20 protein-coding genes are annotated in these 23366 nt (G+C 64.2%); 10 read left to right on the top strand and 10 right to left on the bottom strand.

Annotated elements, in window-relative coordinates; all coding sequences use genetic code 11:
- Window positions 1-5: 5 nt before the first annotated feature.
- Window positions 6-1370, bottom strand: coding sequence for an ABC transporter substrate-binding protein (locus tag DW2_RS08165; RefSeq protein ID WP_038145307.1), 1365 nt, complete (start codon window positions 1368-1370; stop codon window positions 6-8).
- A 255-nt stretch (window positions 1371-1625) separates the two neighbouring features.
- On the opposite strand from DW2_RS08165, the gene DW2_RS08170 reads away from it, so the two are divergent.
- The 10 genes from DW2_RS08170 (at window position 1626) to DW2_RS08215 (ending at window position 9973) form a co-directional block, all read left to right on the top strand.
- Window positions 1626-2657, top strand: coding sequence for a substrate-binding domain-containing protein (locus tag DW2_RS08170; protein WP_038145308.1), 1032 nt, complete (start codon window positions 1626-1628; stop codon window positions 2655-2657).
- Window positions 2658-2665: 8 nt separating this feature from the next.
- Entirely contained in the window at window positions 2666-3997 is a 1332-nt protein-coding gene (locus tag DW2_RS08175) for a GH1 family beta-glucosidase (RefSeq protein ID WP_420340833.1), read from the top strand.
- A complete protein-coding gene (locus tag DW2_RS08180; RefSeq protein WP_038145310.1) occupies window positions 3997-4956 on the top strand; it encodes a glucokinase in 960 nt (319 codons plus the stop codon). The genes DW2_RS08175 and DW2_RS08180 overlap by 1 nt, the downstream gene beginning before the upstream one ends.
- 111 nt (window positions 4957-5067) lie before the next feature.
- Complete coding sequence (locus DW2_RS08185) at window positions 5068-5352, top strand: STAS domain-containing protein (RefSeq protein WP_038145311.1); 285 nt, start codon at window positions 5068-5070, stop codon at window positions 5350-5352.
- Window positions 5349-5708, top strand: coding sequence for a response regulator (locus DW2_RS08190; protein WP_038145313.1), 360 nt, complete (start codon window positions 5349-5351; stop codon window positions 5706-5708). Before DW2_RS08185 ends, DW2_RS08190 begins: the two co-directional genes overlap by 4 nt.
- Before the next feature lie 11 nt (window positions 5709-5719).
- On the top strand, window positions 5720-7864 hold the full coding sequence (locus DW2_RS08195) for a chemotaxis protein CheA (RefSeq protein WP_038145314.1): 2145 nt from the start codon (window positions 5720-5722) through the stop codon (window positions 7862-7864).
- 3 nt (window positions 7865-7867) lie between these two features.
- Entirely contained in the window at window positions 7868-8335 is a 468-nt protein-coding gene (locus tag DW2_RS08200) for a chemotaxis protein CheW (protein WP_038145315.1), read from the top strand.
- Window positions 8332-9207, top strand: coding sequence for a CheR family methyltransferase (locus DW2_RS08205; protein ID WP_038145316.1), 876 nt, complete (start codon window positions 8332-8334; stop codon window positions 9205-9207). The genes DW2_RS08200 and DW2_RS08205 overlap by 4 nt, the downstream gene beginning before the upstream one ends.
- Window positions 9198-9584 carry a response regulator gene (locus DW2_RS08210; RefSeq protein WP_038145317.1) on the top strand — a complete coding sequence of 129 codons (387 nt, stop codon included), beginning with the start codon at window positions 9198-9200 and terminating at the stop codon, window positions 9582-9584. Before DW2_RS08205 ends, DW2_RS08210 begins: the two co-directional genes overlap by 10 nt.
- On the top strand, window positions 9584-9973 hold the full coding sequence (locus tag DW2_RS08215; RefSeq protein WP_038145318.1) for a hypothetical protein: 390 nt from the start codon (window positions 9584-9586) through the stop codon (window positions 9971-9973). Before DW2_RS08210 ends, DW2_RS08215 begins: the two co-directional genes overlap by 1 nt.
- Before the next feature lie 38 nt (window positions 9974-10011).
- Here DW2_RS08215 and DW2_RS08220 read toward each other — a convergent pair whose 3' ends face one another.
- The 9 genes from DW2_RS08220 to recA all read right to left on the bottom strand — a co-directional run bounded on the left by DW2_RS08220 (window position 10012) and on the right by recA (window position 23276).
- Window positions 10012-10536 (bottom strand): chemotaxis protein CheD, encoded by a 525-nt coding sequence (locus DW2_RS08220; protein WP_038145320.1) that lies wholly within the window; start codon window positions 10534-10536, stop codon window positions 10012-10014.
- Window positions 10533-11600, bottom strand: coding sequence for a protein-glutamate methylesterase/protein-glutamine glutaminase (locus tag DW2_RS08225; RefSeq protein WP_051855659.1), 1068 nt, complete (start codon window positions 11598-11600; stop codon window positions 10533-10535). Before DW2_RS08225 ends, DW2_RS08220 begins: the two co-directional genes overlap by 4 nt.
- 32 nt (window positions 11601-11632) lie before the next feature.
- Window positions 11633-14710, bottom strand: coding sequence for a methyl-accepting chemotaxis protein (locus tag DW2_RS19045; protein WP_051855660.1), 3078 nt, complete (start codon window positions 14708-14710; stop codon window positions 11633-11635).
- Window positions 14711-14849: 139 nt separating this feature from the next.
- On the bottom strand, window positions 14850-15626 hold the full coding sequence (locus tag DW2_RS08235) for a squalene/phytoene synthase family protein (RefSeq protein ID WP_238321292.1): 777 nt from the start codon (window positions 15624-15626) through the stop codon (window positions 14850-14852).
- Window positions 15623-17245, bottom strand: coding sequence for a citramalate synthase (gene cimA / locus DW2_RS08240; protein ID WP_038145321.1), 1623 nt, complete (start codon window positions 17243-17245; stop codon window positions 15623-15625). The genes DW2_RS08235 and cimA overlap by 4 nt, the downstream gene beginning before the upstream one ends.
- Before the next feature lie 163 nt (window positions 17246-17408).
- Window positions 17409-18854 (bottom strand): cysteine--tRNA ligase, encoded by a 1446-nt coding sequence (gene cysS, locus DW2_RS08245; RefSeq protein WP_038145322.1) that lies wholly within the window; start codon window positions 18852-18854, stop codon window positions 17409-17411.
- Between the two features lie 273 nt (window positions 18855-19127).
- Entirely contained in the window at window positions 19128-19433 is a 306-nt protein-coding gene (locus tag DW2_RS08250; protein WP_038145323.1) for a DUF1330 domain-containing protein, read from the bottom strand.
- Window positions 19433-22087, bottom strand: a complete 2655-nt coding sequence (alaS, locus tag DW2_RS08255; protein ID WP_038145324.1) for an alanine--tRNA ligase — start codon at window positions 22085-22087, stop codon at window positions 19433-19435. Before alaS ends, DW2_RS08250 begins: the two co-directional genes overlap by 1 nt.
- Before the next feature lie 121 nt (window positions 22088-22208).
- On the bottom strand, window positions 22209-23276 hold the full coding sequence (gene recA / locus DW2_RS08260; RefSeq protein WP_038145326.1) for a recombinase RecA: 1068 nt from the start codon (window positions 23274-23276) through the stop codon (window positions 22209-22211).
- Window positions 23277-23366 lie beyond the last annotated feature (90 nt).

Genomic DNA, 23366 nt, shown 5'->3' on the forward strand with positions numbered 1-23366 from the left:
GATGGTTACTTCTTGATGCCGTCCCAACGCTTCTGGATCGCCTCGGCGGCCTGCTCGGCGGTCTCGTCGCCGGTGGTGTAGGCCACCATCGCCTTCCAGAACGCATCCGTGCCGATTTCGCCCGGCATCTGGTCGGAGCCGTCGAAGCGGAAGGTCGTCGCGTCGAGCAGGATCTCGTTCATGTGACGCTGGACGTCATTGGCGAAGGCCGCCGGGTTGACGTTCTTGTTCGGCGTCAGGAAGCCCGACTGGGCCATCCAGATCTCGCTCGCGATCGGGGTCTCGAGGAACTTCACGAAGGCTTCCGCCGCCGGGCTGTCCTTGGTGATCCCGAACATCGTGCCCGCACCGAGTACCGGCTTACCGAGATCCTTGCTCGCATAGGCCGGGAAGTAGAAGAAGTTCACGTCCTGGCCGACCTTCGTGCCCTCGGGGAAGAAGGTGGGGATGAAGCTCGCCTGCTTGTGCATGTAGCATTTCGGCGGGAAGTCGAAGAGACCTTTCGGGCTGTCACGGAAATCGGTGGTGGCCACCGCCTGCGGACCGCCTTCGGCAAAGCCCGGCGTCTTCGCGAACCAGCCGTATTCCTTGATCGCCTCGACGACCTTGGGATCGGTGAACTTGATCTTGTTGGTCACCCATTCGTCATAGACTTCGGGCTTCTGGGTGCGCAGCATGAAATCCTCGACCCAGTCGGTCGCGGGCCAGCCCGTCGCCGCCCCCGATCCCAGACCGATGCACCACGGGGTGCCGCCATCGGCCTTGATCTTCTCGGTCAGCGCCTTGAGGTCCTCCATCGTCTCGGGAACCTTGTAGCCCGCTTCCTTGAAGTTCTCCGGCACGTACCAGACGAGCGATTTCAGGTCCGCCTTGAACGGGAAGGTGTAGGTCTGCTCTGCGCCATCCTTGCCCTTGTAGGTCGAGAGGTCATACCAGCTCTGGCCGGCGGCATAGTTGTTCTTGATCCAGTCGCCGGTGCCCTGGGGCATCGCGGTGAGGTAGCCCTGGCGGGCCATGTCGGCGGCGAGGCCGGGCTGCGGGAAGACCGCGACATTCGGAGGCGTGCCGGCCTTGGCGGCGATGACGATATCGTTCTCGAAGCTTTCCGAGCCCGAATAGTTCACCTTCGCGCCGGTCGCGGCCGCGAAATAGGCCAGGACGCTTTCGAACAGTTTCTTGTCGTTGCCCGTCCACGGGCCGGTGATCGTCAGCGTCTGGCCGCTGAGATCGGTGTCCTTCGCGAACTGGTCATAGCTCGACCAGTCGAAGCGGTCCGGCTGATCGCCCGGCTTGAACTTGAGGTCCTGAGCCGAAGCGAGCCCGGCCGACAGCGCGACGGCTGCGATGCCAAGCAACAGATGTTTTGTCATGAATTCCTCCCGGTAGGTACCACCGCAGCCCCTTGCGACTCGATCATCCCAAAGCGCTTTGGATGCAACGAAGCTTTCAGAGCCGCCTTGCGATGTCAATTGGCGGCCCTCACGACGAAATCAAATTTACTTCATTTCACTGGGGATTGCGCGACATTTCGCGCCGCATCGCAGCATTCCGCACGCGGCAATCGCAGCATTGACGGGCCTCGGCCCGCGCTCTAACCTCGCCGCCAGCCAAAGCGGTTTGGAGCGATGAATCTCAAGACATTAGCACAAGAACTCGGGCTTTCGCCCACAACGGTGAGTCGCGCGCTCAACGGCTATCCGGAAGTCTCCGAGGCCACGCGGGCGCGGGTCCTCGCCGCCGCGCGGGCCGCGAATTACCGCCCCAACACCCAGGCGAAGCGGCTCGCCACCGGGCGCGCCATGGCGATCGGCCACATCATCCCGATCTCGACGCGCCACGAGATCGTGAACCCGGTTTTCGCGGATTTCATCGCCGGGGCGGGTGAGGTCTATGCCCGCGCCGGATACGACATGGTGATGACCATCGTGCCCGACGATCAGGAGGCCCGCGCCTATGCGGAGCTACGCTCGAAGGGGAATGTCGACGGCGTGCTCGTGCATGCCCCCAAGGTCGAGGATCACCGGGTCACCCTGCTCGACCATCTCGGGCTGCCCTTCGTGCTGCACGGGCGCGTGAGCGGGATCGAGAACTCCTACAGCTGGGTCGATGTGAACAACGTGCGCGCCTTCGAGCGCGCGACGAATTTCCTGCTCGATCTCGGCCATCGCCGGATCGCGCTGATCAACGGGATCAGCGACATGGATTTCGCCCGCAGGCGCCGGCGCGGTTACGAACAGGCGCTGCGGGCGCGCGGCATCGCCCCCGATCCCGCCCTGATCGTCGAGAGCGCGATGACCGAGGCGCAGGGTCATGATGCCGCCCGCGCGATGCTCACCCTGGCTGAGCCGCCGACCGCCTTTCTGACCGCGTCGCTCCTCTCCGCGATGGGCGCGCGGCGCGGGATCGAGGAAGCCGGGCTGAAGATGGGGCGCGACATCTCGATCGTGACCCATGACGACGAGCTGGGCTATCTGAAGAACGGCACGACGGAAGAGCCGATCTTCACCGCCACCCGCTCCTCTGTGCGCGAGGCGGGGCGGCGCTGCGCGGCGCTCCTGCTCGAACAGATCGAAAGCGGCGACCGCACGCCGCGCCATGAACTCATGGAGGCGGTCCTCGTCGTCGGACAATCGACCGGCCCCGCCCCGCAAAGCTGATGCAAAGGATGAACATGCTTCCGAAACGCACGGATTTCCCCAAAGATTTTCAATTTGGCGTCGCCACCTCCTCCTACCAGATCGAGGGCCATTCCTTCGGTGGTGCGGGCACGACCCACTGGGACACTTTCGCCGCCACGCCGGGCAATGTGGTGCGCGCGGAGAACGGCGATATCGCCTGCGACCATTATCACCGCTGGCAAGAGGATCTCGACCTGATCGCGGGCGCGGGCTTCGACATCTACCGCTTCTCGACCTCCTGGGCGCGGGTGATGCCCGAGGGGCGCGGTCCGGTGAATGCCGAGGGGCTCGACTTCTACGATCGGCTGGTGGACGGGATGCTCGAACGCGGGCTCAAGCCGGCGCTCACCCTCTATCACTGGGAGCTGCCCGCGCCGCTGGCCGACAAGGGCGGCTGGCGCAACCGCGACATCGCGGAGTGGTTTGCCGATTTCACCCAGGTGATCGCGGACCGGCTCGGCGACCGGATCTGGTCGGCCGCCCCGATCAACGAGCCCTGGTGCGTCGGCTGGCTGAGCCATTTCCTCGGCCTCCACGCGCCGGGCCTGCGCGATATCCGCGCCACCGCCCATGCGATGCATCACGTTCTGCTCGCGCATGGCCGCTCGATCCAGGTAATGCGCGAGCACGGGATGAGCAATCTCGGGGCCGTGTGCAATTTCGAGTTTCCCCTGCCCGCGGATGATCGCCCCGAGACCCTCGCCGCGACGAAGATCTACGACGCCTATTACAACCGCTTCTTCGTCGAGGGCATCTTCAAGGGCAGCTATCCGCAAGAGGTCATGGAGGCCTTCGCGCCGCATATGCCCGCGAACTGGCAGGACGATTTCGCCACGATCCAGCAGAAACTCGACTGGTTCGGGCTCAATTACTACACCTGCAAGCGGATCGCGCCCTGCGAGGGACCCTGGCCCGGACATGAAGAGGTGGAGGGCCCGCTCCCGAAGACCGCGATGGGCTGGGAGATCTATCCCGAGGGGCTCTATCAGTTCCTCACCCGAACCGCGCGCGACTACACCGGAGATCTGCCTTTGTATGTGACCGAGAACGGGATGGCCTCGCCCGATACCGTCGAGAACGGCACGGTCGATGACCCGGCGCGGATCGCCTATTACAAGGACCATCTCGCAGCGGTGCAGCGCGCGATCGCCGACGGGGTCCCGGTCAAGGGCTATATCGGCTGGTCGCTTCTGGACAATTACGAATGGGCGCTCGGCTATGAAAAGCGCTTCGGGCTGGTCCATGTGGATTTCGAAACCTTGCAGCGGGTGCCGAAAGCGTCCTATCAGGCGTGGAAAGAAGCGCTGAGGGCCAGTTGATGAGCGAACCGATCACGCTGCTCGCCGATATCGGCGGCACCAATACCCGTGTGGCTCTGGCCGACGGCACCCGCCTGCGGCATGGCTCGATCCGCCGTTTCGCCAACAAGGGGCGCGGCTCGCTCGAGGAGATCCTCGCCGATTACATCGCCGCGGAAGGCTGCGGATCGCTCGCGGGGGCCTGTGTCGCCGCGGCCGGTCCGGTCCGCGACGGTCGCGCCGAGATGACCAATCTCGCCTGGGTCATCGAGGCGGAGAATGTCGCGCGGGTCAGCAATGCCGCCCGGGTCTACGTGCTCAACGACCTGCAGGCGCAGGGACACGCGCTCGGCCATCTGGCCGAGAACGCGGTGCGCCCGATCCTGCCCGGCGAGCCTGCCCGCCCGGACTCGGCCCGCCTCGTGATCGGGATCGGGACCGGCTTCAACGCCGCGCCGGTGCATGAAGGCCCCGGCGGTCGCGTCGTGCCGCCTTCGGAGGCCGGCCACACCACCCTTCCCTGCATCACCGCGGAGGATTTCGCGCTCAAATCCTATCTCGAGGAGAAACATGCCTTCGCCAGTGTCGAGCATGTCGTCTCTGGGCGCGGGATGGAGCGCCTCTATGCCTATCTCGCGGGCCATGAGGAGGCCACCGTGACCGGGGCCCAGATCCTCGCCAAGATCGAAGCGGGCGATGCCACCGCGCACGCCGCCGGCCAGCGCTTCGTCGAGATGCTGGGCCGTGTGGTGGGCGATCTCGCCCTCACGCATCTTCCCTTCGGCGGCATCTTCCTGATCGGCGGCGCGGCGCGGGCCGTCGTCCCGTGGTTCGAGGAGTTCGGCTTTGCCGAGGCGATGCGTGCCAAGGGCCGGTTCTCGGATTTCCTGCGCGCCTTCCCGGTTTCGGTGATCGAGGATGATTATGCCGCCCTGCAGGGCTGCGCCGCTTTCCTGAATTCGCGTCTCGCGGCGCAATAAGGCGTTTCGCGTCAAGCCTATTTTAACGGCTGATCGGTAAGCCTCTTTCATCACCGTATGAAAGGGGTTGCCGATGCGCACGCACCGTTCAGCTTTCATTGAGGTCCCCAGATGACCGCGCTCGATCTGCCGGAGCGGATCGATCTGGCAGCCGTGGGCGCGTTGCAGGACGCACTTTCCCAGGCGCTGGCGGAGGGCGATCTCACACTCGATGCGTCGCAGGTGTCGCATCTGGGGGCGCTTGGCCTGCAGCTTCTCGTCTCCGCCGCGAAGACCGCGCGCGCACAGGACCGCAAATTCAGCATCACCCCCCGCTCCGAGGCATTCGACGAGGCGGTCTCGCGCCTCGGCGCGTCCCTCGACGATCTCGAACACCGCGAGGAAACAACCGCATGAAGGTTCTTGCAGTCGATGACAGCCGAACGATCCGCGACATGCTGCGGCTCACCCTCAGCGGTGCGGGGATCGAGATCTACCTGGCCGAGGATGGTCAGCACGGGCTCGAGGTGCTCGAGGGAATCGCACCCGACGCGATCATCTCGGATATCAACATGCCGCGCCTCGACGGCTTCGGCTTCATCTCCGCGGTGCGCGAACAGGATCGCCATCGTGCGACGCCGATTCTCGTCCTCACCACCGAATCCGCGCCCGAACTCAAGGCGCGGGCCCGCGCCGCCGGGGCGACAGGCTGGATCGTGAAGCCCTTCGATCCGGACAAGCTCGTCCGGGCGCTCAACATGGTTGCCGGCTGAGGAGCCCTGTGATGTCCGACCCGATGGCCGAAATCAAAGCCTCGTTCTTCGTCGAATGCGAGGAACTTCTCGAGAGCCTGCAGGATGCGCTCAACCTCATGGATGAGGGCGCGCATGACGACGAGACGATCAATATCGTCTTCCGCGCGGTTCACTCGATCAAGGGCGGTGCGGGCGCCTTTGGCCTCGATGCGCTCGTCGCCTTCGCGCATCGCTTCGAAACCGTGATGGACGAGGTGCGCTCGGGACGGCTCGCCGTCACGCCCGAGGCGCAGCGGCAGTTTTTTCACACCGCCGACCTGCTCGCCGACGAGGTCCATGCCGCCCGCGACGGCCTGCCCGAACCGGAGGCCGCGGAGGAGTGTCTGACCGAGCTCGAAACCCTGCTGGGCGTCCCGCCCGGGGGAGGTGCCGAGGAAGAAGAGGTGGACGATTTCGTGCCAATGGGGCTGTCCTTCGACCTCGACCTGCCCGACGTGGACGCGGCCGAAACGAACGGCCCAATCGAGATCCGGTTCTCTCCGCACGCCTCTCTCTACGCGGCCGGCAACGACCCCTACCATCTTCTCGGCGCATTGACCGAACTCGGAGCGCTGGACGTATCGGTCGATCTCTCCGCAATTCCCACTCTCGACGCGCTCGACGCCGAGGCCGCGCTCTTGCATTGGACGTTGCGCCTCGAGGGTGAGACAGACGAGGCCGAGATCCGGGAAATCTTCGAATTCGTCGAGGATCTCTGCACCCTCGAGATCGCCCATCCCGACGTGATGGATCCGCCGGATCTCGGCGAACTGCCCGCTGTCGAAAGCGATCCCCTCCTCGCACCCACCCCGCCCCCGCCTCCCGAGCCTGCAAGGACCGAGGCGCCTCCTCCGGAACCCGCCGGTAGCGAGACCAAGGAAAAAAGCACGCCTGCCGCACCCGCAGCTCCTGCAGCAGCGCCGGCAGCCGAACCGGTCGCGACCGTCCGCGTCGATCTCGAACGCATCGATCGGCTGGTCAATCTCGTGGGTGAGTTGGTGATCAACCAGGCGATGCTCTCGCAATCCGTCTCGGAAGCCGGGCTGCCGCCGAACTCCCCCGTGATGACCGGGCTCGAAGCCTTCATGATGCTCACCCGCGACATCCAGGACAGCGTCATGATGATCCGTGCGCAGCCGGTCAAACCGCTCTTCCAGCGTATGGCCAGGATTGTCCGCGAGGCCTCGTCGGCCATCGGAAAAGACGTGAAGCTGCGCTGCGAGGGAGAGGCGACGGAGGTCGACAAGACGGTCATCGAACGGCTCGCCGATCCGCTTACCCACATGATCCGAAACGCGGTCGATCACGGCCTCGAGATGCCGGATGCGCGCACCGCTGCCGGAAAACCCGCCGCCGGGGTGATCACGCTCTCTGCGCAACACCGCTCCGGCCGGGTCGTGATCGAGGTTAGCGACGACGGCGGAGGCATCAACCGCGAAAAGGTTCTCGCACGCGCGGTCGAGCGAGGCCTCGTCCCTGCCGAAGCCACGCTTTCCGATAGCGAGATCGACAACCTTCTGTTTCTGCCTGGCTTCTCCACGGCCGATCAGGTTTCCGCCCTATCCGGCCGCGGGGTCGGCATGGATGTCGTCAGAAGCGCAATCCAGTCCTTGGGCGGGCGTATCTCGATCAGTTCCGAGATCGGTGTAGGCACGTGCTTTTCGGTATCGCTGCCGCTCACCCTCGCGGTCCTCGACGGAATGGTGGTCAAAGTCGCCGACGAGACCCTCGTCGTCCCCCTCTCCTCGATCCAGGAGACCGCAACCCTCGCTGCGGACGACATCCGCCCGCTGGGCCCGGAAACGCATGTCATCCAGCTCCGCGGAGCCTTCGTGCCGCTCTACGACCTCGGGTCGGAACTCGGCTATCGGAGCCCGCAACCCTCCTACGAGGGGGGTATCGTTCTCCTGACGGCGCAGGAGACAGGCGAAAGATCAGCGCTGCTCGTCGACTCGATCATTGAGCAGCGGCAAGTCGTTATCAAAGGGCTCCAGCGTTCCTATGCCCAGATCCCCGGCGTCGCCGCCGCGACGATCCTCGGAGACGGTCAAATCGCGCTCATCCTCGATCCCGCCGATCTAGTTCAAACTGCCACGGGCCGCACGCGGCCTCCCCAAATCTCGTTAGCAGGCTGACCCATGACCAACGATAGTGCCCAGAACCCTTCCGACGAAATCGAACTCCTTTCTTTCCGCCTGGGGGAAGAGGAATACAGTCTCGATATCATGTCAGTCCGTGAAATCCGCGGATGGACGCGTGCGACCCCCCTGCCCCATGCACCCGATCATGTACGCGGCGTTATTAACCTGCGCGGAACCGTCCTTCCCGTCGTCGATCTTTCCGTGCGGCTCGGGATGCCTCCTGTGGCCGGCGACGCGCGAAACGTCATCATCGTGGTCCAGACCGGGGCGCAGACAGCGGGGCTGCTCGTCGACGCCGTTTCCGACATCTTCGCACTTCCCTGCTCCGAGCTTCAAATCCCGCCGGAGCTGTCGGCAGATGTCGCACGGCGATACGTCTCTGCCCTCACGATCGTCGAAGGCCGGATGATCAAGGTTCTCGATCTCGCGACCGTCCTTCCTGAAAATTCGGCAGAAGCTGCATGAATGCTCCCGCCCCAAAAGATGAGCGGATCACGCTCTCCGCAGAAGAATTCGACGCCCTCGCGGCTATCGTGCACGAGGTGAGCGGCATCGTGGTTTCCGCCGGAAAAAGCTCCATGGTGCATAGCCGGCTCTGGAAACGCCTGCGCGCGCTCGGAAAGTCCGACTATTCGAGCTATATCGCGCATCTTCGATCACCCGAAGGGGTGGAGGAGAGGCGACACCTGGTATCGGCGCTGACGACCAACGTCACAGGCTTCTTTCGGGAAAATCACCACTTCGAAACCCTCCGAGACCAGGTCCTTCCTCCCCTTCTGGCCCGCGCCCGGGCGGGGGGTCGCGTGCGTCTGTGGTCGGCCGGGTGCTCCACCGGAGCAGAGGCATACTCGATGGCGATCACGATTGCGCAAACAGCACCTGACTTCGCGAACTACGACATCCGCATATTGGCGACCGATATAGATCCCCTCATGGTTGCGCATGGCAAGGAGGCCCGGTTCGATCTGAATGCGGTGGCCGGCCTTTCGGAAGACTTGCGCACGCAATTCCTCATCCCGGCCGAGAACGACTTCCAGATCATACCTGCATTGCGTTCGCTGGTGCAATTTCGGGAGCTGAACCTCCATGACGCGTGGCCGATGTCCGGCGGGTTCGACGTGATCTTCTGCCGCAATGTGGTGATATATTTCACTCCCGAGGCGCGCATGCGGCTCTGGACTCGTTTCGAGAGCAAGCTGGCGCCCGGCGGCTGGATGTTCATGGGCCATTCCGAACGAATTCCGGATCTTACCCAAACCCGGCTAGATCCGGCCGGCATAACGGCATACCGGCTTCGCGCCGAGGATGCGGCAACGAAAGCGACCCAATGTCTCTGAGAGATCAATTACGAGTTCTCGTTGTGGACGACATGTCCACAAGTCGCGGCCTGATCATGCAGGCGCTCGATGGCTTCGGCATCAGGCAGGTGGGCTACGCTGTCGACGGCCCAGGTGCACTGGAAATCATGAACAAAGCGCCCGTGCATCTCGTGATTTCGGATTTCAACATGCCGGGGATGGATGGCCTGCAGCTCTTGCATGCGATGCGCGCCCATCCGCGCGCCAAAAGCTCTGGTTTCATCCTCATAACAGGTCGGGCGGATCGGGAAATCATCGAAACTGGGCGACGGTTGGGAATGAACAATTTCATCAAGAAGCCGTTCGCGCCCCAAGATCTGAAAGCGTGCATCGAAGCTGTCGTGGGCCGTCTCTGATGTCCGGAGAAGCAAGAAATCTCGCAGAAGACCCGAAGGTCCGGGAAATCGTGGTCTCGCTTCTCCTCGAGCGGATCGGCAACGAAATTCAAGGCCTGGCGCGCCTCTCGATTTCGATCGAGCGGGCGCTGTCGGAAATTGACCTTCATCCCTCCTTGCCTGCAGAAACGGTCCGCGATCTCCAGACGATCGACCGGATCACCCAGACCCTGCGCGATCTCGGCCGCCTAGTGCCCGCCATCGCTTTCGTTCTGCCTGATCATCTCGGCTTTCCGCAGACAGAACTCATCTCGCAACTACGACTCGCGGAGCTAATCGAGCGTCTCGACCCTGAGATCCCTATCTGCACGCTCCACCGCGAAGACGATGGCGAAGTCGCGTGGTTCTAGACCCATCGTAAGGAGCGGGTCTCGTATCGCTCTCAAGATCAGAAGAGTTCGATTTCGTTTTCTTTCGGCGGCGCGACCTCTCTTACGATAACGTCGCCTGCCTCGCGAATGAATTTTTGACGCGCGAACCCTGTTTCCGGCTGGAACTCCACACGGCGTGCCTGTGTTCCCCCGAGACTGCGCCCGACGCAAGGTATCCCTTCCGCGGCCAAAAATGCTTCGGCGAATTGCGCGTTTTCCTGACCGATATCCGACAAACCAGCGATCATCCGCGCACCCCCGAACAGCTTTGCCTGAAAAGAATCTCGCTGCGCGCCGGATTTGACTAACGCATTGATCAACAACTCCATGGCATTCACGCCGAAACGCGCGGCTCGGGTCGCGCCGCTGCTCTCTGGAAGCAGGAAATGGTTCATGCCGCCGACACGAGCGTCTGGATCAAAAAGGCAACAGGCGACGCAGGAGCCGAGTATGGTCGAGATCATGCGCGGGTCGGCGCTACCGCCGACCGAAAATTCGCCCTGAGTGATGTGGATCATACGGTGGCGGAGAGTTTCTGTCATTTCGCATCGCCTCGAAAATCGCGATCTCTGGACTCGCCACATGGTCCGCACAGGCGAAGAATTTCTCCGGCGACTTCATTCAGAGGAACGGCATTTTCAGCAGCACCGTTCTCGAGCACTGCACGAGGCATCCCGAAAACCACCGAAGTTGCGCGGTCCTGTGCGATGCAACGCGCACCGGCCTGACGCAATTTCAGCATCGCCTTCGCACCATCGCGCCCCATCCCGGTCAGCATGACCGCGACGATTTTCTCCGCCAGGGGAAGCGCGGATTCGAAAAGAACTTCGACTGAAGGACAATGACCATTGACCTTTTCGCTATTGAGCAAGCGACATTGGGCCTCAGAAGCAGCGTTTACGGCGAGATGAGTTTGGCCGCCGGGCGCAAGAAAGATACGTCCGGGGGAAATGGTCTCCATATCCTCCGCAAGAGAAACCTGCGGCAGAACATTCTTGTGGAGCCTGCCCGCGAAATTCTCGAGAAAACTCGCAGGCATGTGCTGCGCAATGAGCGTTGGGGGAGCGTTCTCTGGAAAACCTGAAAGCACAGTCTCAAGCGCATCGACACCGCCTGTCGAGGAGCCGATGAGAACGATATTTCCATTCCAAGTGAAGCCCGCCGAAGGGGCGCTGGTTTTCTGCGCCCTCGGACCTTGCACCCGTGCCGACGCTGCGGCAACCAACAGCTCGGGCAATCGTTCAAAAGCATGTTGCAGGCCCCCACCGGTGGCCGGCTTGCCGATACAATCCACCGCGCCGAGCGACAGCGCCTTGACCGCAGCCCGCGATCCCGAGCGGGTTTCGCTCGATATCATCACGACGGGGAGCGGGCGCAACCGCATCAGCTTTTCCAGGAACGTGATGCCATCCATGTGGGGCATCTCGACATCGAGCGTAAGAACGTCGGGAGACGTTTCCTTGATCAGACGACGCGCTTCATGTGCATCACGGGCCTCTCCCACCACTTCCAGGCGGCGATCGGTTTCGATGCGTTGCCGGATCAGCGTCCGCATGGTCGCGGAATCGTCGACAATCAACACTTTTTTCGGGCGAGTTATTTTCATCCCCTCAACGTCTCCGCTCGTTCACGTTCTGATCAAAACTCATCCCAATCATCATCGTCAGGCGCCGCCAGCGCGACCGCACTGGCAGCCACATCAATAGAGCGCTCGCTCGACCCACCCTTGGCGGGTTTTTGGGCAGCTTTTTCCTTGCGCATCTCGGGTTTCGGTGCTGGATGCGTCGGCTGAGTGACCGCGACGACATTCGAAGGAACACGGAAACGTGCGGTCGTTTCGCGCAAGGCGGAAACACTGGAGTTGAGCGCATGACTGGCTGCGGTCGTTTCCTCGAACATCGCGGCGTTTTGTTGTGTCACCTGGTCGAGCTGGTTCATCGCCGAATTGATCTCGCTCAGTCCCTGCGCCTGTTCGCGCGCACCGGACGCGATCGCTGAGACGCGGCCCGCGACATCGACGACGGAAGCCAGGATGCCTTCGAGCGCGCGCCCGGTCTCGCCCACCAAGCCGACCCCGCGCGAGACCTGCTCGGAAGAGGAGGTAATCAGAGCTGCGATTTCGCGCGCGGCATCCGAAGAGCGCTGGGCGAGCGCGCGCACTTCGGACGCGACGACCGCAAATCCCCGGCCAGCCTCTCCAGCGCGCGCCGCCTCGACCCCGGCATTGAGCGCGAGAAGATTGGTCTGGAAGGCAATTTCGTCGATCACACCGATGATTTTCGAAATCTGCTTCGAGCTCGTCTCGATCTCGCTCATCGCGCCGATCGCCTCGCGCACGATCTCGCCGGAACTCTCGGCGCTCGAACGCGCCTGGGTGACGACGCTGTCGGCTTCGGAGGCCCCTTCTGCCGCGGCATTGACCGACGAGGACAATTCATCAAGTGCCGCTGCAGTTTCTTCAAGCGTGGCGGCCTGGCGTTCGGTGCGTTTGCTCAGATCGTCGGAGGCCGAGGCGATCTCGCGCGCTTCGCCGTCGATGGCGGCAGCGTTTTCGATCACGTTCTGCATCGCCCCGGCGAGGTTGGTCATGGCTGCGTTGAAATCCGCGCGCAGCGCCTCGTATTCGGCGGAGAACTCCGTCTCGATCGAGCTCGAGAGATCGCCCTTTGAGAGTTCGTTCAAGCCGACCTGAAGCGCCTCGACCACGGATTTCTGGGCCGCGATCATCTGTGCATTGTTTTCCTGCGCTTCGTTGAGCGCTTTTTCCGCATCCGTGATGTCTCGGGCGATGAGCACGATTTTCATCAGCCGATTGGCGCTGTCGGCAACCGGGTTGAGCGTTCCTTCGAGCAGATGCATTCCCCCGTCCGGATCGCGGAGCCGGAAGCGCCCGGACACGGAGTTTCCGTTCTCCAATGCGGTCCAGGCCGTCTCGCCATCGAGAGGGGTCAGGCAGTCACGAAGCGGACATCCGAGCAGCGTCTCGGCCTTCGACCCCAACACCTCGCGCAGCCGGTCATTGAGCCGGGAGATGCGCCCCTCCGGCGTCGTCTCGGCCATCGATTGATTGGCGTCGATCGCCGCGAGCAGCGCACGTTGCATCCGGCGTTCGGTGACGTCTCGCCATTCGACGACAAATCCGAGCGGCGCCCCTGCTTCATCGACAATCTCCGACAGCTGGACGGCGAAACGCGCCTCTCCGACCTTGATCTCGACATGGAGGGGAAGACGCGAGCGGTCCTTGAGAATCTCCCGCGCGACACCCGGCCGACCGTGGAACTCATCCATATTGCGGCCGATAAGCGCGTCGGGTTTGAGAGTCTTCGACACCGTATGGAAATCCTCGAGCCGCGCGTCGAACAGCTCGACGAGCGCGGTGTTGACGCGGGTGATCCGGAAATCGGTATCGACGAGCATCAGCGCGGCAGAGGCCGTCCCGAAGGCTGTTCCCTGGATGCGTGCCTGACGCTGGGCCACCTCCGCCTCCTTGAGGTCGGAGCGTAGCCCGTCAAGCGCATCGGCGATGATCCCGACCTCGTCGCGGCGACCGGTGGCGGGGATCTCGTTGGCATGGTCTCCCGCGGCGATCGCGCGGATCGACGCGCCCAGTTTTTGGAGAGGTTGCGACACGGTGCGCGCCATGAGCGCCGAAAGTCCCGCGAGAACGACGATCAACCATGTCGCATTGGTGAGCATCGATGCGGCGAGCGCACGCGCGGGCGCAAAGAGTTCCGACTGATCCTGTTCGATCACCGCGGCATAGTCGCGACCGAAGAGCGACACCGGCATGTAGGCCTGATCGGCGATCTCCCCGTCATGCGACAGGCCGACCCGCTGCCCGGCCCCTTCTTCGAGGGCGACTTTCGCGGCGTCGCTATGGATCGTGGTGCCGGGAATGACCCCCTTTTGCGTGTGCCGCAGCGGAGACATCAGCCGCCCGGAGGCATCGACGAGATAGACCTCTCCGGTCTCGCCGAGACCGCGCGGCTCCCGCATCGCCTCGGAAATGACCGTCGTGGGCACTTCCACCGCCACCGCCCCGAGATGGAGGCCATTCGCGCTCACCACAGGGGCGGCGGCGAAGAGATGGGGGGCACCCTGCCCGGTGATGATATCGGAGATGAAGACCTGCGGACCGTCGGGGTTCTTCGCGGCCAGAGCTTCGCGCAGCAAAGGCGCAAGCGGCCCGTCGAGAGTCTCGAGCCGGGCGCCATAGCGCGGCCCCTTGCGCGCGGAATAGACAACGAGCCCATCGGCGGAGACGAGATAGAGATCCTCGAGGCCACGTTCCTCGATCTCCTTCAGGAATTCCTTGTGATAGCGGCGATGCTGGAGGGTGTAATCGAGCAGGACGCCGCCCTCCATATCGGCGGCTTTCTCGCCCTCGGGATCGGTTTCGGTGAAGGCACGCGTGATCAGATCTGACGCATTCTCCCCAAGCCGCGTCCAGGCCTTCTCGAGGTCGTAGAGCGCGCGCGCCGTGGTCTGGTGGCCGGCCAGGGCGCGGGTTTCGGTTTGCATGCTGTCCGCCCAGGTGCGGATCTGCGCCACGCGGGCGTCCAGCGTCTGGGCAAGTCGCGTCTCTCCCTCGCGCTCGAGCAGGGCGTGGGCTTCGCGATAGGCCGAAAGCCCCATGATCGTGAGCGCGATCATCGCCACGCTGACCAGCATCAGCGGCAGTTTGATCCCGAGTTTGAGATTGTCCAACAAGCGCATCGAATTCCTCCCGCGGGTCGGATAGGCCAAGCACGCCCATCCCGGGGCGCGCCGGCTCACAATCGATGCAAGTGCTGAAGATTCGCTAAACCACCGTGCGCTTTCGCGTCCCGCCGTCGCTAAAATCCGGGAGAACCGCTCAGATCCACCCGAATGCGGCGCGCAACAGTCCGGTACGACGGGAAAATTCGGAAAGCTCGAGGGTCCCGGGCACGAGCGGATCCGCGCCTTTCCGGACCCGGCCCAGCAAGGTGCGCGCCTGCCAGCCCGGCAGCAAAGCGGCGCGCGCCGGTCCCCGCAACGCGCGTCGTCCCGCGGCGAGGCGGGCAAGCCCCTCCTCCGCCAGCGTTCGGAACTCATCCGGCCCGAGACCTGCCATCGGCGGGCGGTTGCGGGCCACCAGTTCCGGCCAGGCGCGCAAGAGCGCCGCGAGCCCGGCCCCGGCGCCGAAGCCACGCACCTGCCCTTCGGCACCCTCAGGCGCCCCGAGCGCTTCCGCCGCGCCCCAGTAGAGGCTTCCGGCGGTCTGATCGAGATAGGCCCAGAGCGCGGCGCGATCGGCGAAGGGGTCGGGCCAGCAATCGGCACGCCGCGCCTCGGCCACCGCGATCAGGTGACGCGCGGGCCCCGCGAGCGGCATCAGGGCGGGGCCGATCTCATGCGGGGGCTCGCGCCCCTCACCCACCCCCTCGAGCGCGTCGATCCACCATTGCAGGCGCATCTCGGCCACCATCGGCTCGGCCGAGGCCCAGGGCGCGCGGGCAATCTCAAGATTGGCGGCATAGAGCGGCCAGAGACGGTCGCGCAGGTCCGCCGGCGCGGCCATGGTCGCGGCGAAGCGGTCGGGATCGCCCCGGCGCACCGCCTCGGCCGCGGCGGTCAGACTGGCGGGCAAACGGGCGGCCAGATCGCTCACGCCACCGGCGCCCCGTCGCGCAGCAATTTCCAGATCATCGCGTCGAGCAACGCATCGAAGGAGGCGTCGACTATGTTGGGCGAGACCCCGACCGTCGACCAGCGCCGCCCGGATCCGTCTTCGCTGTCGATGATGACGCGGGTCACGGCTTCGGTGCCGCCCTGGGTGATCCGCACCCGGAAATCGACCAGCTTCATGTCGTCGATGAATGCCTGATACGGCCCGAGATCCTTGGTCAGCGCCTTCGACAAGGCGTTGACCGGCCCGCGATCATGGCCCTGCTCGTCCATGCTTTCGGAGACCGAGAGCATCTTCTGCCCTGCGACCTTCACGACGACCACCGCCTCCGAGATCGAGACCATCTGGTCATAGCGGTTCTTGCGCCGCTCGACCGTGACCTTGTAGCGCTTCACCTCGAAGAAGTTCGGCAGCAGGCCCAGCTCGGCCCGCGCGACCAGCTCGAAACTGGCCTGCGCACCGTCATAGGCGTAGCCCTGATCCTCGCGCTCCTTGATCACCTCGAGGATCCGGCCCAGACGCGGATCGTCCTTGGCCACTTCGATCCCCATCCCCTTGAGCCGGGCGCGCAGGTTCGACTGGCCGGCCTGGTTCGACATCGGGATCAGCCGGGCATTGCCGACCTGAGCGGGGTCGATATGTTCGTAGGTCGACGGGTCCTTCAGGATGGCGCTGGCATGGAGCCCCGCCTTGTGGGTGAAGGCCGAGGCCCCGACATAAGGGGCCGAGCGCAGCGGAACGCGGTTGAGAATATCGTCGAGCCTGCGCGAGAGCTTCGTCAGATCGCGCAGCTTGTCATGGCCGATCCCGGTCTCGAGCGTGCTCGCGAAGGGCTCTTTCAGGGTCAGCGTCGGGATCAGGCTGATCAGGTTCGCATTGCCGCAGCGCTCGCCGAGGCCGTTGAGCGTGCCCTGCACCTGCCGCACGCCCGCTTCGACCGCCGCCAGCGACCCCGCGACCGCATTGCCGGTATCGTCATGGCAGTGAATGCCAAGCCGCTCGCCCGGGATGCCTGCCTCGATCACCGCAGACACGATGCGCGCGATCTCTCCGGGCAAGGTGCCGCCATTGGTGTCGCACAGCACCACCCAACGCGCACCGGCCTCATGGGCCGCGCGGCAGCAATCGAGCGCGTAATCGGGGTTCGCCTTGTATCCGTCGAAGAAATGCTCCGCGTCGAAGAGTGCCTCGCGCCCCTTCGCGACCATATGGGCGACCGAGGCGCGGATATTCTCGAGGTTTTCCCCCAGCGTGATCCCGAGCGCGGCGGTCACATGGTAGTCATGCGTCTTGCCCACGAGGCAGACCGCGGGGGTCCCGGCATTCATCACGCCCGCGAGCACATCGTCATTCTCGGCCGAGCGCCCGGCCCGCTTGGTCATCCCGAAGGCGGTGAAGGTCGCGCGGGTCTCGGGGCGGGCGGCAAAGAAATCGCTGTCGGTCGGGTTCGCGCCGGGCCAGCCGCCCTCGATATAGTCGATCCCGATCTCGTCGAGCGCCTGCGCGATCGCGACCTTCTCGGGGACCGAGAATTGCACGCCCGCGGTCTGCTGCCCGTCGCGCAGGGTCGTGTCGTAGAGATAGAGGCGGGATCTGTTCATCGGGTGCCTCCATCGTCCTCGTGTCCCACCCGTTCAGGCGGTCCTGCGTTCAGAGCTCCCGCCCGGCGGCACGCCGGGCCGCGCCCGACCCGCCCCCCAGGGCGGGCGCGATTGCGCCCCCCCTCGGGTCCGGCGCGTCCCTTGTCTCTGCAATTGGGCACCATCACAGGCCCTCCAGCTTGGACAAATCTACCTCCAGGCCGAATTCCCACTCCGTTTTATCTTTCGAGTCTTTCAGAATAATCCCCGCCCGTGAGAGACTATCTCGGATTTCATCTGCTCGCTTAAAGTCACGATCTGCTTTTGCTTGAGCTCGACGCAGAACGAGTTCGTCAATCCGACGTGCCGACATCTCGTTCGTTCCGACATACAATTCATCAGACTTCACGAAGCGAGGCTTCGCCCAGTCGCCCATCGCATCTTCCAGGAGCCCCAACATCGCCGCCGAACCCTTTAGCACAGCCGGATCGTCGATCTGGTGCAATGCCGCGATCGCGCCCGCCGTGTTCAGGTCGTCGGCCAGCGCCGCGATCACCTCGGGCGCCGCGCTCGGCGCGGGTTCGATGCCCGCGGTGAGCGCCCGCCACTTGCGCAGCGTCGCCTCCGCCTGCCGCGCCTTCTCCGCCGTCCAGTCCATCGGCTTCGTGTAATGCGTCTGCAGGAACACAAACCGGATCACCTCGCCCGGAATGCCCTTCTCGCCGTCATGACCGTCCAGCAGATCGCGCACGGTGAAGAAATTGCCCAAGGACTTGGACATCTTCTTGCCCTCGACCTGCAGCATCTCGTTATGCAGCCAGTAGCGCGCAAACGACCCCTCCGGATGGGCGCAGCAGCTCTGCGCGATCTCGTTCTCATGATGCGGGAATTGCAGGTCGATGCCGCCGCCGTGGATGTCGAACGACGCACCGAGCAGCTCGTAGGACATGGCCGAGCACTCGATATGCCAGCCCGGACGCCCACGGCCCCAGGGGCTCTCCCAGCCCGGCAGCTCGGCATCGGACGGCTTCCAGAGCACGAAATCCATCGGGTCTTCCTTGAAGGGCGCCACCTCGACCCGCGCCCCCGCGATCATGTCATCGACCGTGCGTCCCGAGAGCGCGCCGTAATTCTTGTAGCTTCGCACCCGGAACAGGACATGGCCGTTGGCCGCATAGGCATGTCCGTCCGCGATCAGCTTCTCGATCATCGAAATCATCGCGCCGATGTAATCGGTCGCGCGGGGCTCGTGATCGGGGCGCAGCGCGCCGAGCGCATCCATATCCGCATGATACCAGCCGATGGTCTCCTCGGTGCGCGCCCGGATCAGCTCCTCGAGGCTGCCCTCGGCCCCAGCTTCCTTGCGCGCCAGAGCCGTCGCGTTGATCTTGTCATCGACATCGGTGAAGTTGCGCACATAGGTGACGTGGTCTTTCCCGTAGACATGGCGCAGCAGCCGGTAGAGCACGTCGAACACCACCACGGGCCGCGCATTGCCCAAATGCGCGCGGTCATAGACGGTCGGGCCGCACAGATACATGCGCACATTGTCGGGGTCGATCGGGTGGAAATCCTCGACCTTCCGGGTCAGGGAGTTGCGCAAACGGATCTGGGGTCCGGTCTGGGTCATGTGTCCTCGCAAACGTCGCGGCTGCAGTCACGGCGGCACCTGCCGGCGGGCTTACAAGGTCATGTCATATTTGGAAAGAGAAGACCGGCCCGCCTGAGAGATGTCAGCGGGTAATGCAGCAAATGATGATGGTCACGGTCGTCATGCGCTCTTGTTACGGCATATGCCCCGGCCGCGTCCAGAGCGAAGATCGCGAAGCCGGAACGGAAACGGCGCGCGGGCCATCACCCACGCGCCGTAATCCCGTCTTTTCGAACGCTTACAGGACGAGCTTCAGCCGAAGCTGACGTCTTCCGCGGCTTCGACGATCACCAGATCGCGCTCCGAGGCGCCTTTCGCATGGGCCAGCGCCGCCTGATATTCGTCCGAACGGTAGCAGGTCTCGGCCGCCTCGAGCGAGGGAAACCACGCCACCACGTTGCGCGCCCGGTCATTGCCCTCGAGCTGGACATAGCGCGCGCCGCGGGCGAGGAATTTCCCGCCATGCTTGGCGATCGCCGGACCCGCGCCTTCGGCGTATTTTCCATAGGCCTCGGCATCGAGAACCTTCACATGAGCAATCCAGAACGCACCCGCCATCACAAAGCCTCCAGTTGAGATTTCACCGCCGCGACCGCGTCATCGGCTTTCGACGGATCGGCCCCGCCCGCCTGCGCCATGTCGGGACGGCCACCGCCGCCCTTGCCGCCAAGCGCCTGTGCCGCGGCCTTGACCAGATCCACCGCGCTCACCCGTTCGGTCAGATCCTTGGTGACGCCCGCGGCCACCGCCGCCTTGCCGCCGGTGTCGGCGACCACGAGGATCACGCCCGAGCCGATCTTGTCCTTCAGCTCGTCCACGATGCCGGGAAGATCCTTGCCCGTCACCCCGGAGAGCACCTGAGGAAGGAACTTCAACCCGTTGATATCCTGAGCTTCCGGACCGCCGGACGCACCACCGCCCATCGCCAGTTCGCGACGCAGCTGCGCGACCTCGTTGGCGAGTTGCTTGCGCTCGTCGAGGATCGCCTGCAGCCGGTCGAGTACATCCTGCTCGGCGGTCTTCAGCAGCCCCTCGACCTCGCCCATCAGCGCATCGCGCCGACGCAGCTCGGCCAGAGCGGCCTCGCCGGTGAGCGCCTCGATCCGGCGCACGCCGGCCGAGGAGGCGCTTTCCGAGGTCAGCAGGAAGGTCCCGATATCGCCGGTGCGCTTCACATGGGTGCCGCCGCAAAGCTCCAGCGAATAGACATTGCCCTGCGTGCCCTTGCCGGAATTGGCCATCTCGCCCATCGCGACCACGCGCACCTCATCGCCGTATTTCTCGCCGAAGAGCGCCTGCGCGCCCAGCTCGCGCGCGTCATCGGGTGTCATGATCCGGGTCTCGACCGGCGTGTTCTGCCGGATGAACTCGTTCACCTCGCGCTCGATGCGGCGGATCTCGTCTTCGCTCAGCGCCTTGTTATGCGAGAAGTCGAAGCGCAGCCGGTCATCGGCATTGAGCGATCCGCGCTGCGCGACATGTTCGCCCAGCGTGCGGCGCAGCGCCTCATGCAGCAGGTGCGTGGCCGAGTGGTTGGCACGGATCGAGCCACGCCGCGCGTGATCGACCTCGAGGCGTGCGCCCTGTCCTTTCGCGATCTCGCCCTCTGTGATCTTCGCGAAATGGATGAACACGCCCGCGACCTTCTTCGTGTCGGTCACTTGCGCGCGGCCCGTTTCGGTCACGATCCAGCCGCTATCGCCGACCTGGCCGCCCGATTCCGCGTAGAACGGGGTCTGGTTGGTGACGATCTGCACCTCGCCCCTGGCCGTCTCGATCGCGGCACCTTCGGCCACGAGGGCAACGATCTGGCCCTCGGCCTCCTCGGTGTCGTAGCCGAGGAATTCGGTCGCGCCGACCTTCTCCGCAATGTCGAACCAGATCGCGGCATTCGCCGCCTCGCCCGTACCGGCCCAGCTGGCGCGTGCCTTGGCCTTCTGCTCCTCCATCGCGGTGTCGAAGCCCTCGGTGTCGACCTCGCGGCCCTTTTCGCGCAGCGCGTCCTGCGTCAGGTCGAGCGGGAAGCCGTAGGTATCATAGAGCTTGAACGCGGTCTCGCCCGGCAGCTTGCCATCCTCGGGCAGATCCGTCAGCGCCTCGTCCAGAAGCTTCAGCCCGCGGTCGAGCGTCGTCTTGAAGCGGGTCTCCTCACCCAGAAGGGTCTCTTCGATCAGCGCCTGCGCCCGGCCCAGTTCGGGATAGGCGGCGCCCATCTCGCGCACCAGCGCGGGCACCAGACGGTGCATGACCGGATCCTTCGCGCCCAGAAGATGCGCGTGACGCATCGCGCGGCGCATGATCCGGCGCAGCACATAGCCGCGCCCGTCGGCCGAGGGCATCACCCCATCCGCGATCAGGAACGAGGTCGAACGCAGGTGATCCGCGATCACCCGGTGATGCACGTTGCCCGGACCGTCGGGTTCGCTCGAGGTGGCATGGGCCGAGGCCTCGATCAGGTTGCGCATCAGGTCGGTGTCGTAATTGTCGTGCTTGCCCTGCAAGAGCGCGCCGATCCGCTCGAGCCCCATGCCGGTGTCGATCGACTGCATGTCGAGCGCGCGCATCGAGCCGTCCTCGAACTGCTCGTTCTGCATGAAGACGAGGTTCCAGATCTCGATGAAGCGATCGCCGTCTTCTTCCGGCGAGCCGGGCGGGCCGCCCCAGATGTGATCGCCGTGATCGAAGAAGATCTCGGTGCAGGGGCCGCAGGGACCGGTCGGGCCCATCTGCCAGAAATTGTCAGAGGTCGGGATGCGGATGATCCGCTCGTCGGGCAGGCCCGCGACCTTCTTCCAGATCTCGGCCGCCTCGTCATCGGTGTGATAGACGGTGACCAGAAGCTTGTCCTTCGGGATGCCGAAATCCTTCGTCAGCAGCTCCCACGCGAAGGGGATCGCGCCGTCCTTGAAATAGTCGCCGAAGGAGAAATTCCCCAGCATCTCGAAGAAGGTATGGTGGCGCGCGGTATAGCCCACATTGTCGAGATCGTTATGCTTGCCGCCTGCGCGCACGCATTTCTGCGCGGTCGTGGCGCGGACGTAGTCGCGCTTCTCGACCCCGGTGAAGCAGTTCTTGAACTGCACCATGCCGGAATTCGTGAACATCAGCGTCGGGTCGTTGCGCGGAACGAGGGGCGAGCTGTCGACGACCGTGTGGCCGTTGCGCTCGAAGAAATCGAGGAAGGTGGAGCGGATATCGTTAAGGCTGGGCATGTCCTGTCTCGCCTGATCGGGCTTGTTCGGTCCCGTTTAACGCCGCCCCAGCCCCCTGTCCAGCAAGTGAAAAAGGCCGGGGTGCGGGCCCCGGCCTTCGATCCTGTCCGTTCGGCGCCGATCAGTCCTCGGTCAGCGCGTCGTCTTCGCTCATATTGTCGAATTCGAGCCCGTGGCTGGCGCGGATCTTGTCCTCGATCTCATAGGCGATATCGGGATGTTCGCGCAGGAAATTCTTCGCGTTCTCGCGCCCCTGCCCGATCCGCTCGTCGCCATAGGAATACCACGCGCCCGATTTCTCGACCACGCCGGCCTTGACGCCCAGATCGACCAGCTCGCCCATCTTCGAGATGCCTTCGCCATACATGATGTCGAATTCGACCTGCTTGAAGGGCGGCGCGACCTTGTTCTTGACGACCTTCACGCGGGTCTGGTTGCCCACCACCTCGTCGCGATCCTTGATCGAGCCGATGCGGCGGATGTCGAGGCGCACGGAGGCGTAGAATTTCAGCGCGTTGCCGCCCGAGGTGGTTTCCGGCGAGCCGAACATCACGCCGATCTTCATCCGGATCTGGTTGATGAAGATCACCATGCAGTTCGAACGGCCGATCGAGGCGGTGAGCTTGCGCATCGCCTGGCTCATCAGGCGGGCCTGGGCGCCCACGGTGTGATCGCCCATATCGCCTTCGATTTCCGCCTTCGGGGTGAGCGCTGCGACCGAGTCCACGACCACGAGGCTCACCGCACCCGAGCGCACGAGCGTATCGACGATCTCGAGCGCCTGCTCGCCGGTATCGGGCTGCGAGATCAGCAACTCGTCGAGATCGACGCCCAGCTTGCGCGCATAGCTCGGGTCGAGCGCGTGTTCGGCATCGACAAAGGCGCAGACGCCGCCCTTCTTCTGCTCTTCCGCGATCGCGTGGAGCGTCAGCGTCGTCTTGCCCGAGCTTTCGGGCCCATAGATCTCGACGATCCGCCCCTTCGGCAGACCGCCGATCCCGAGCGCGATGTCGAGACCGAGCGAGCCGGTGGAGGTCGCCTCGATCTCGCGCGCGGGGGTTTCCCCGCCGAGCTTCATGATCGAGCCCTTGCCGAACTGCCGTTCGATCTGCGCCAGAGCCGAGTCGAGCGCCTTCTGCTTGTCTGCCTTGGAATTCTTGTCCATCTCGAAAAGCTTCGCTACTGCCATTGTCCGCTTCCTTATTCCACAGACGGCGCGTGGCTACAATGCGGCCCGACGCCTGTATGTTCACCTCATGTTCCGCCCTCACTATGGGTA

The organism is Thioclava atlantica, from assembly GCF_000737065.1.
In the GTDB taxonomy this organism is placed as follows: domain Bacteria; phylum Pseudomonadota; class Alphaproteobacteria; order Rhodobacterales; family Rhodobacteraceae; genus Thioclava; species Thioclava atlantica.

Bases quoted from the DNA above. Each gene is read 5' to 3' on its own strand.
- DW2_RS08200 (WP_038145315.1), top strand. From the start codon at position 7,868: ATGACCAACGATAGTGCCCAGAACCCTTCCGACGAAATCGAACTCCTT.
- recA (WP_038145326.1), bottom strand. From the start codon at position 23,276: ATGGCAGTAGCGAAGCTTTTCGAGATGGACAAGAATTCCAAGGCAGAC.
- DW2_RS08180 (WP_038145310.1), top strand. From the start codon at position 3,997: ATGAGCGAACCGATCACGCTGCTCGCCGATATCGGCGGCACCAATACC.
- DW2_RS19045 (WP_051855660.1), bottom strand. From the start codon at position 14,710: ATGCGCTTGTTGGACAATCTCAAACTCGGGATCAAACTGCCGCTGATG.
- DW2_RS08205 (WP_038145316.1), top strand. From the start codon at position 8,332: ATGAATGCTCCCGCCCCAAAAGATGAGCGGATCACGCTCTCCGCAGAA.
- DW2_RS08175 (WP_420340833.1), top strand. From the start codon at position 2,666: ATGAACATGCTTCCGAAACGCACGGATTTCCCCAAAGATTTTCAATTT.
- DW2_RS08165 (WP_038145307.1), bottom strand. From the start codon at position 1,370: ATGACAAAACATCTGTTGCTTGGCATCGCAGCCGTCGCGCTGTCGGCC.
- DW2_RS08210 (WP_038145317.1), top strand. From the start codon at position 9,198: ATGTCTCTGAGAGATCAATTACGAGTTCTCGTTGTGGACGACATGTCC.
- DW2_RS08170 (WP_038145308.1), top strand. From the start codon at position 1,626: ATGAATCTCAAGACATTAGCACAAGAACTCGGGCTTTCGCCCACAACG.
- DW2_RS08220 (WP_038145320.1), bottom strand. From the start codon at position 10,536: ATGACAGAAACTCTCCGCCACCGTATGATCCACATCACTCAGGGCGAA.
- DW2_RS08195 (WP_038145314.1), top strand. From the start codon at position 5,720: ATGTCCGACCCGATGGCCGAAATCAAAGCCTCGTTCTTCGTCGAATGC.
- alaS (WP_038145324.1), bottom strand. From the start codon at position 22,087: ATGCCCAGCCTTAACGATATCCGCTCCACCTTCCTCGATTTCTTCGAG.
- DW2_RS08215 (WP_038145318.1), top strand. From the start codon at position 9,584: ATGTCCGGAGAAGCAAGAAATCTCGCAGAAGACCCGAAGGTCCGGGAA.
- DW2_RS08190 (WP_038145313.1), top strand. From the start codon at position 5,349: ATGAAGGTTCTTGCAGTCGATGACAGCCGAACGATCCGCGACATGCTG.
- DW2_RS08185 (WP_038145311.1), top strand. From the start codon at position 5,068: ATGACCGCGCTCGATCTGCCGGAGCGGATCGATCTGGCAGCCGTGGGC.
- DW2_RS08225 (WP_051855659.1), bottom strand. From the start codon at position 11,600: ATGAAAATAACTCGCCCGAAAAAAGTGTTGATTGTCGACGATTCCGCG.
- DW2_RS08250 (WP_038145323.1), bottom strand. From the start codon at position 19,433: ATGGCGGGTGCGTTCTGGATTGCTCATGTGAAGGTTCTCGATGCCGAG.
- cimA (WP_038145321.1), bottom strand. From the start codon at position 17,245: ATGAACAGATCCCGCCTCTATCTCTACGACACGACCCTGCGCGACGGG.
- cysS (WP_038145322.1), bottom strand. From the start codon at position 18,854: ATGACCCAGACCGGACCCCAGATCCGTTTGCGCAACTCCCTGACCCGG.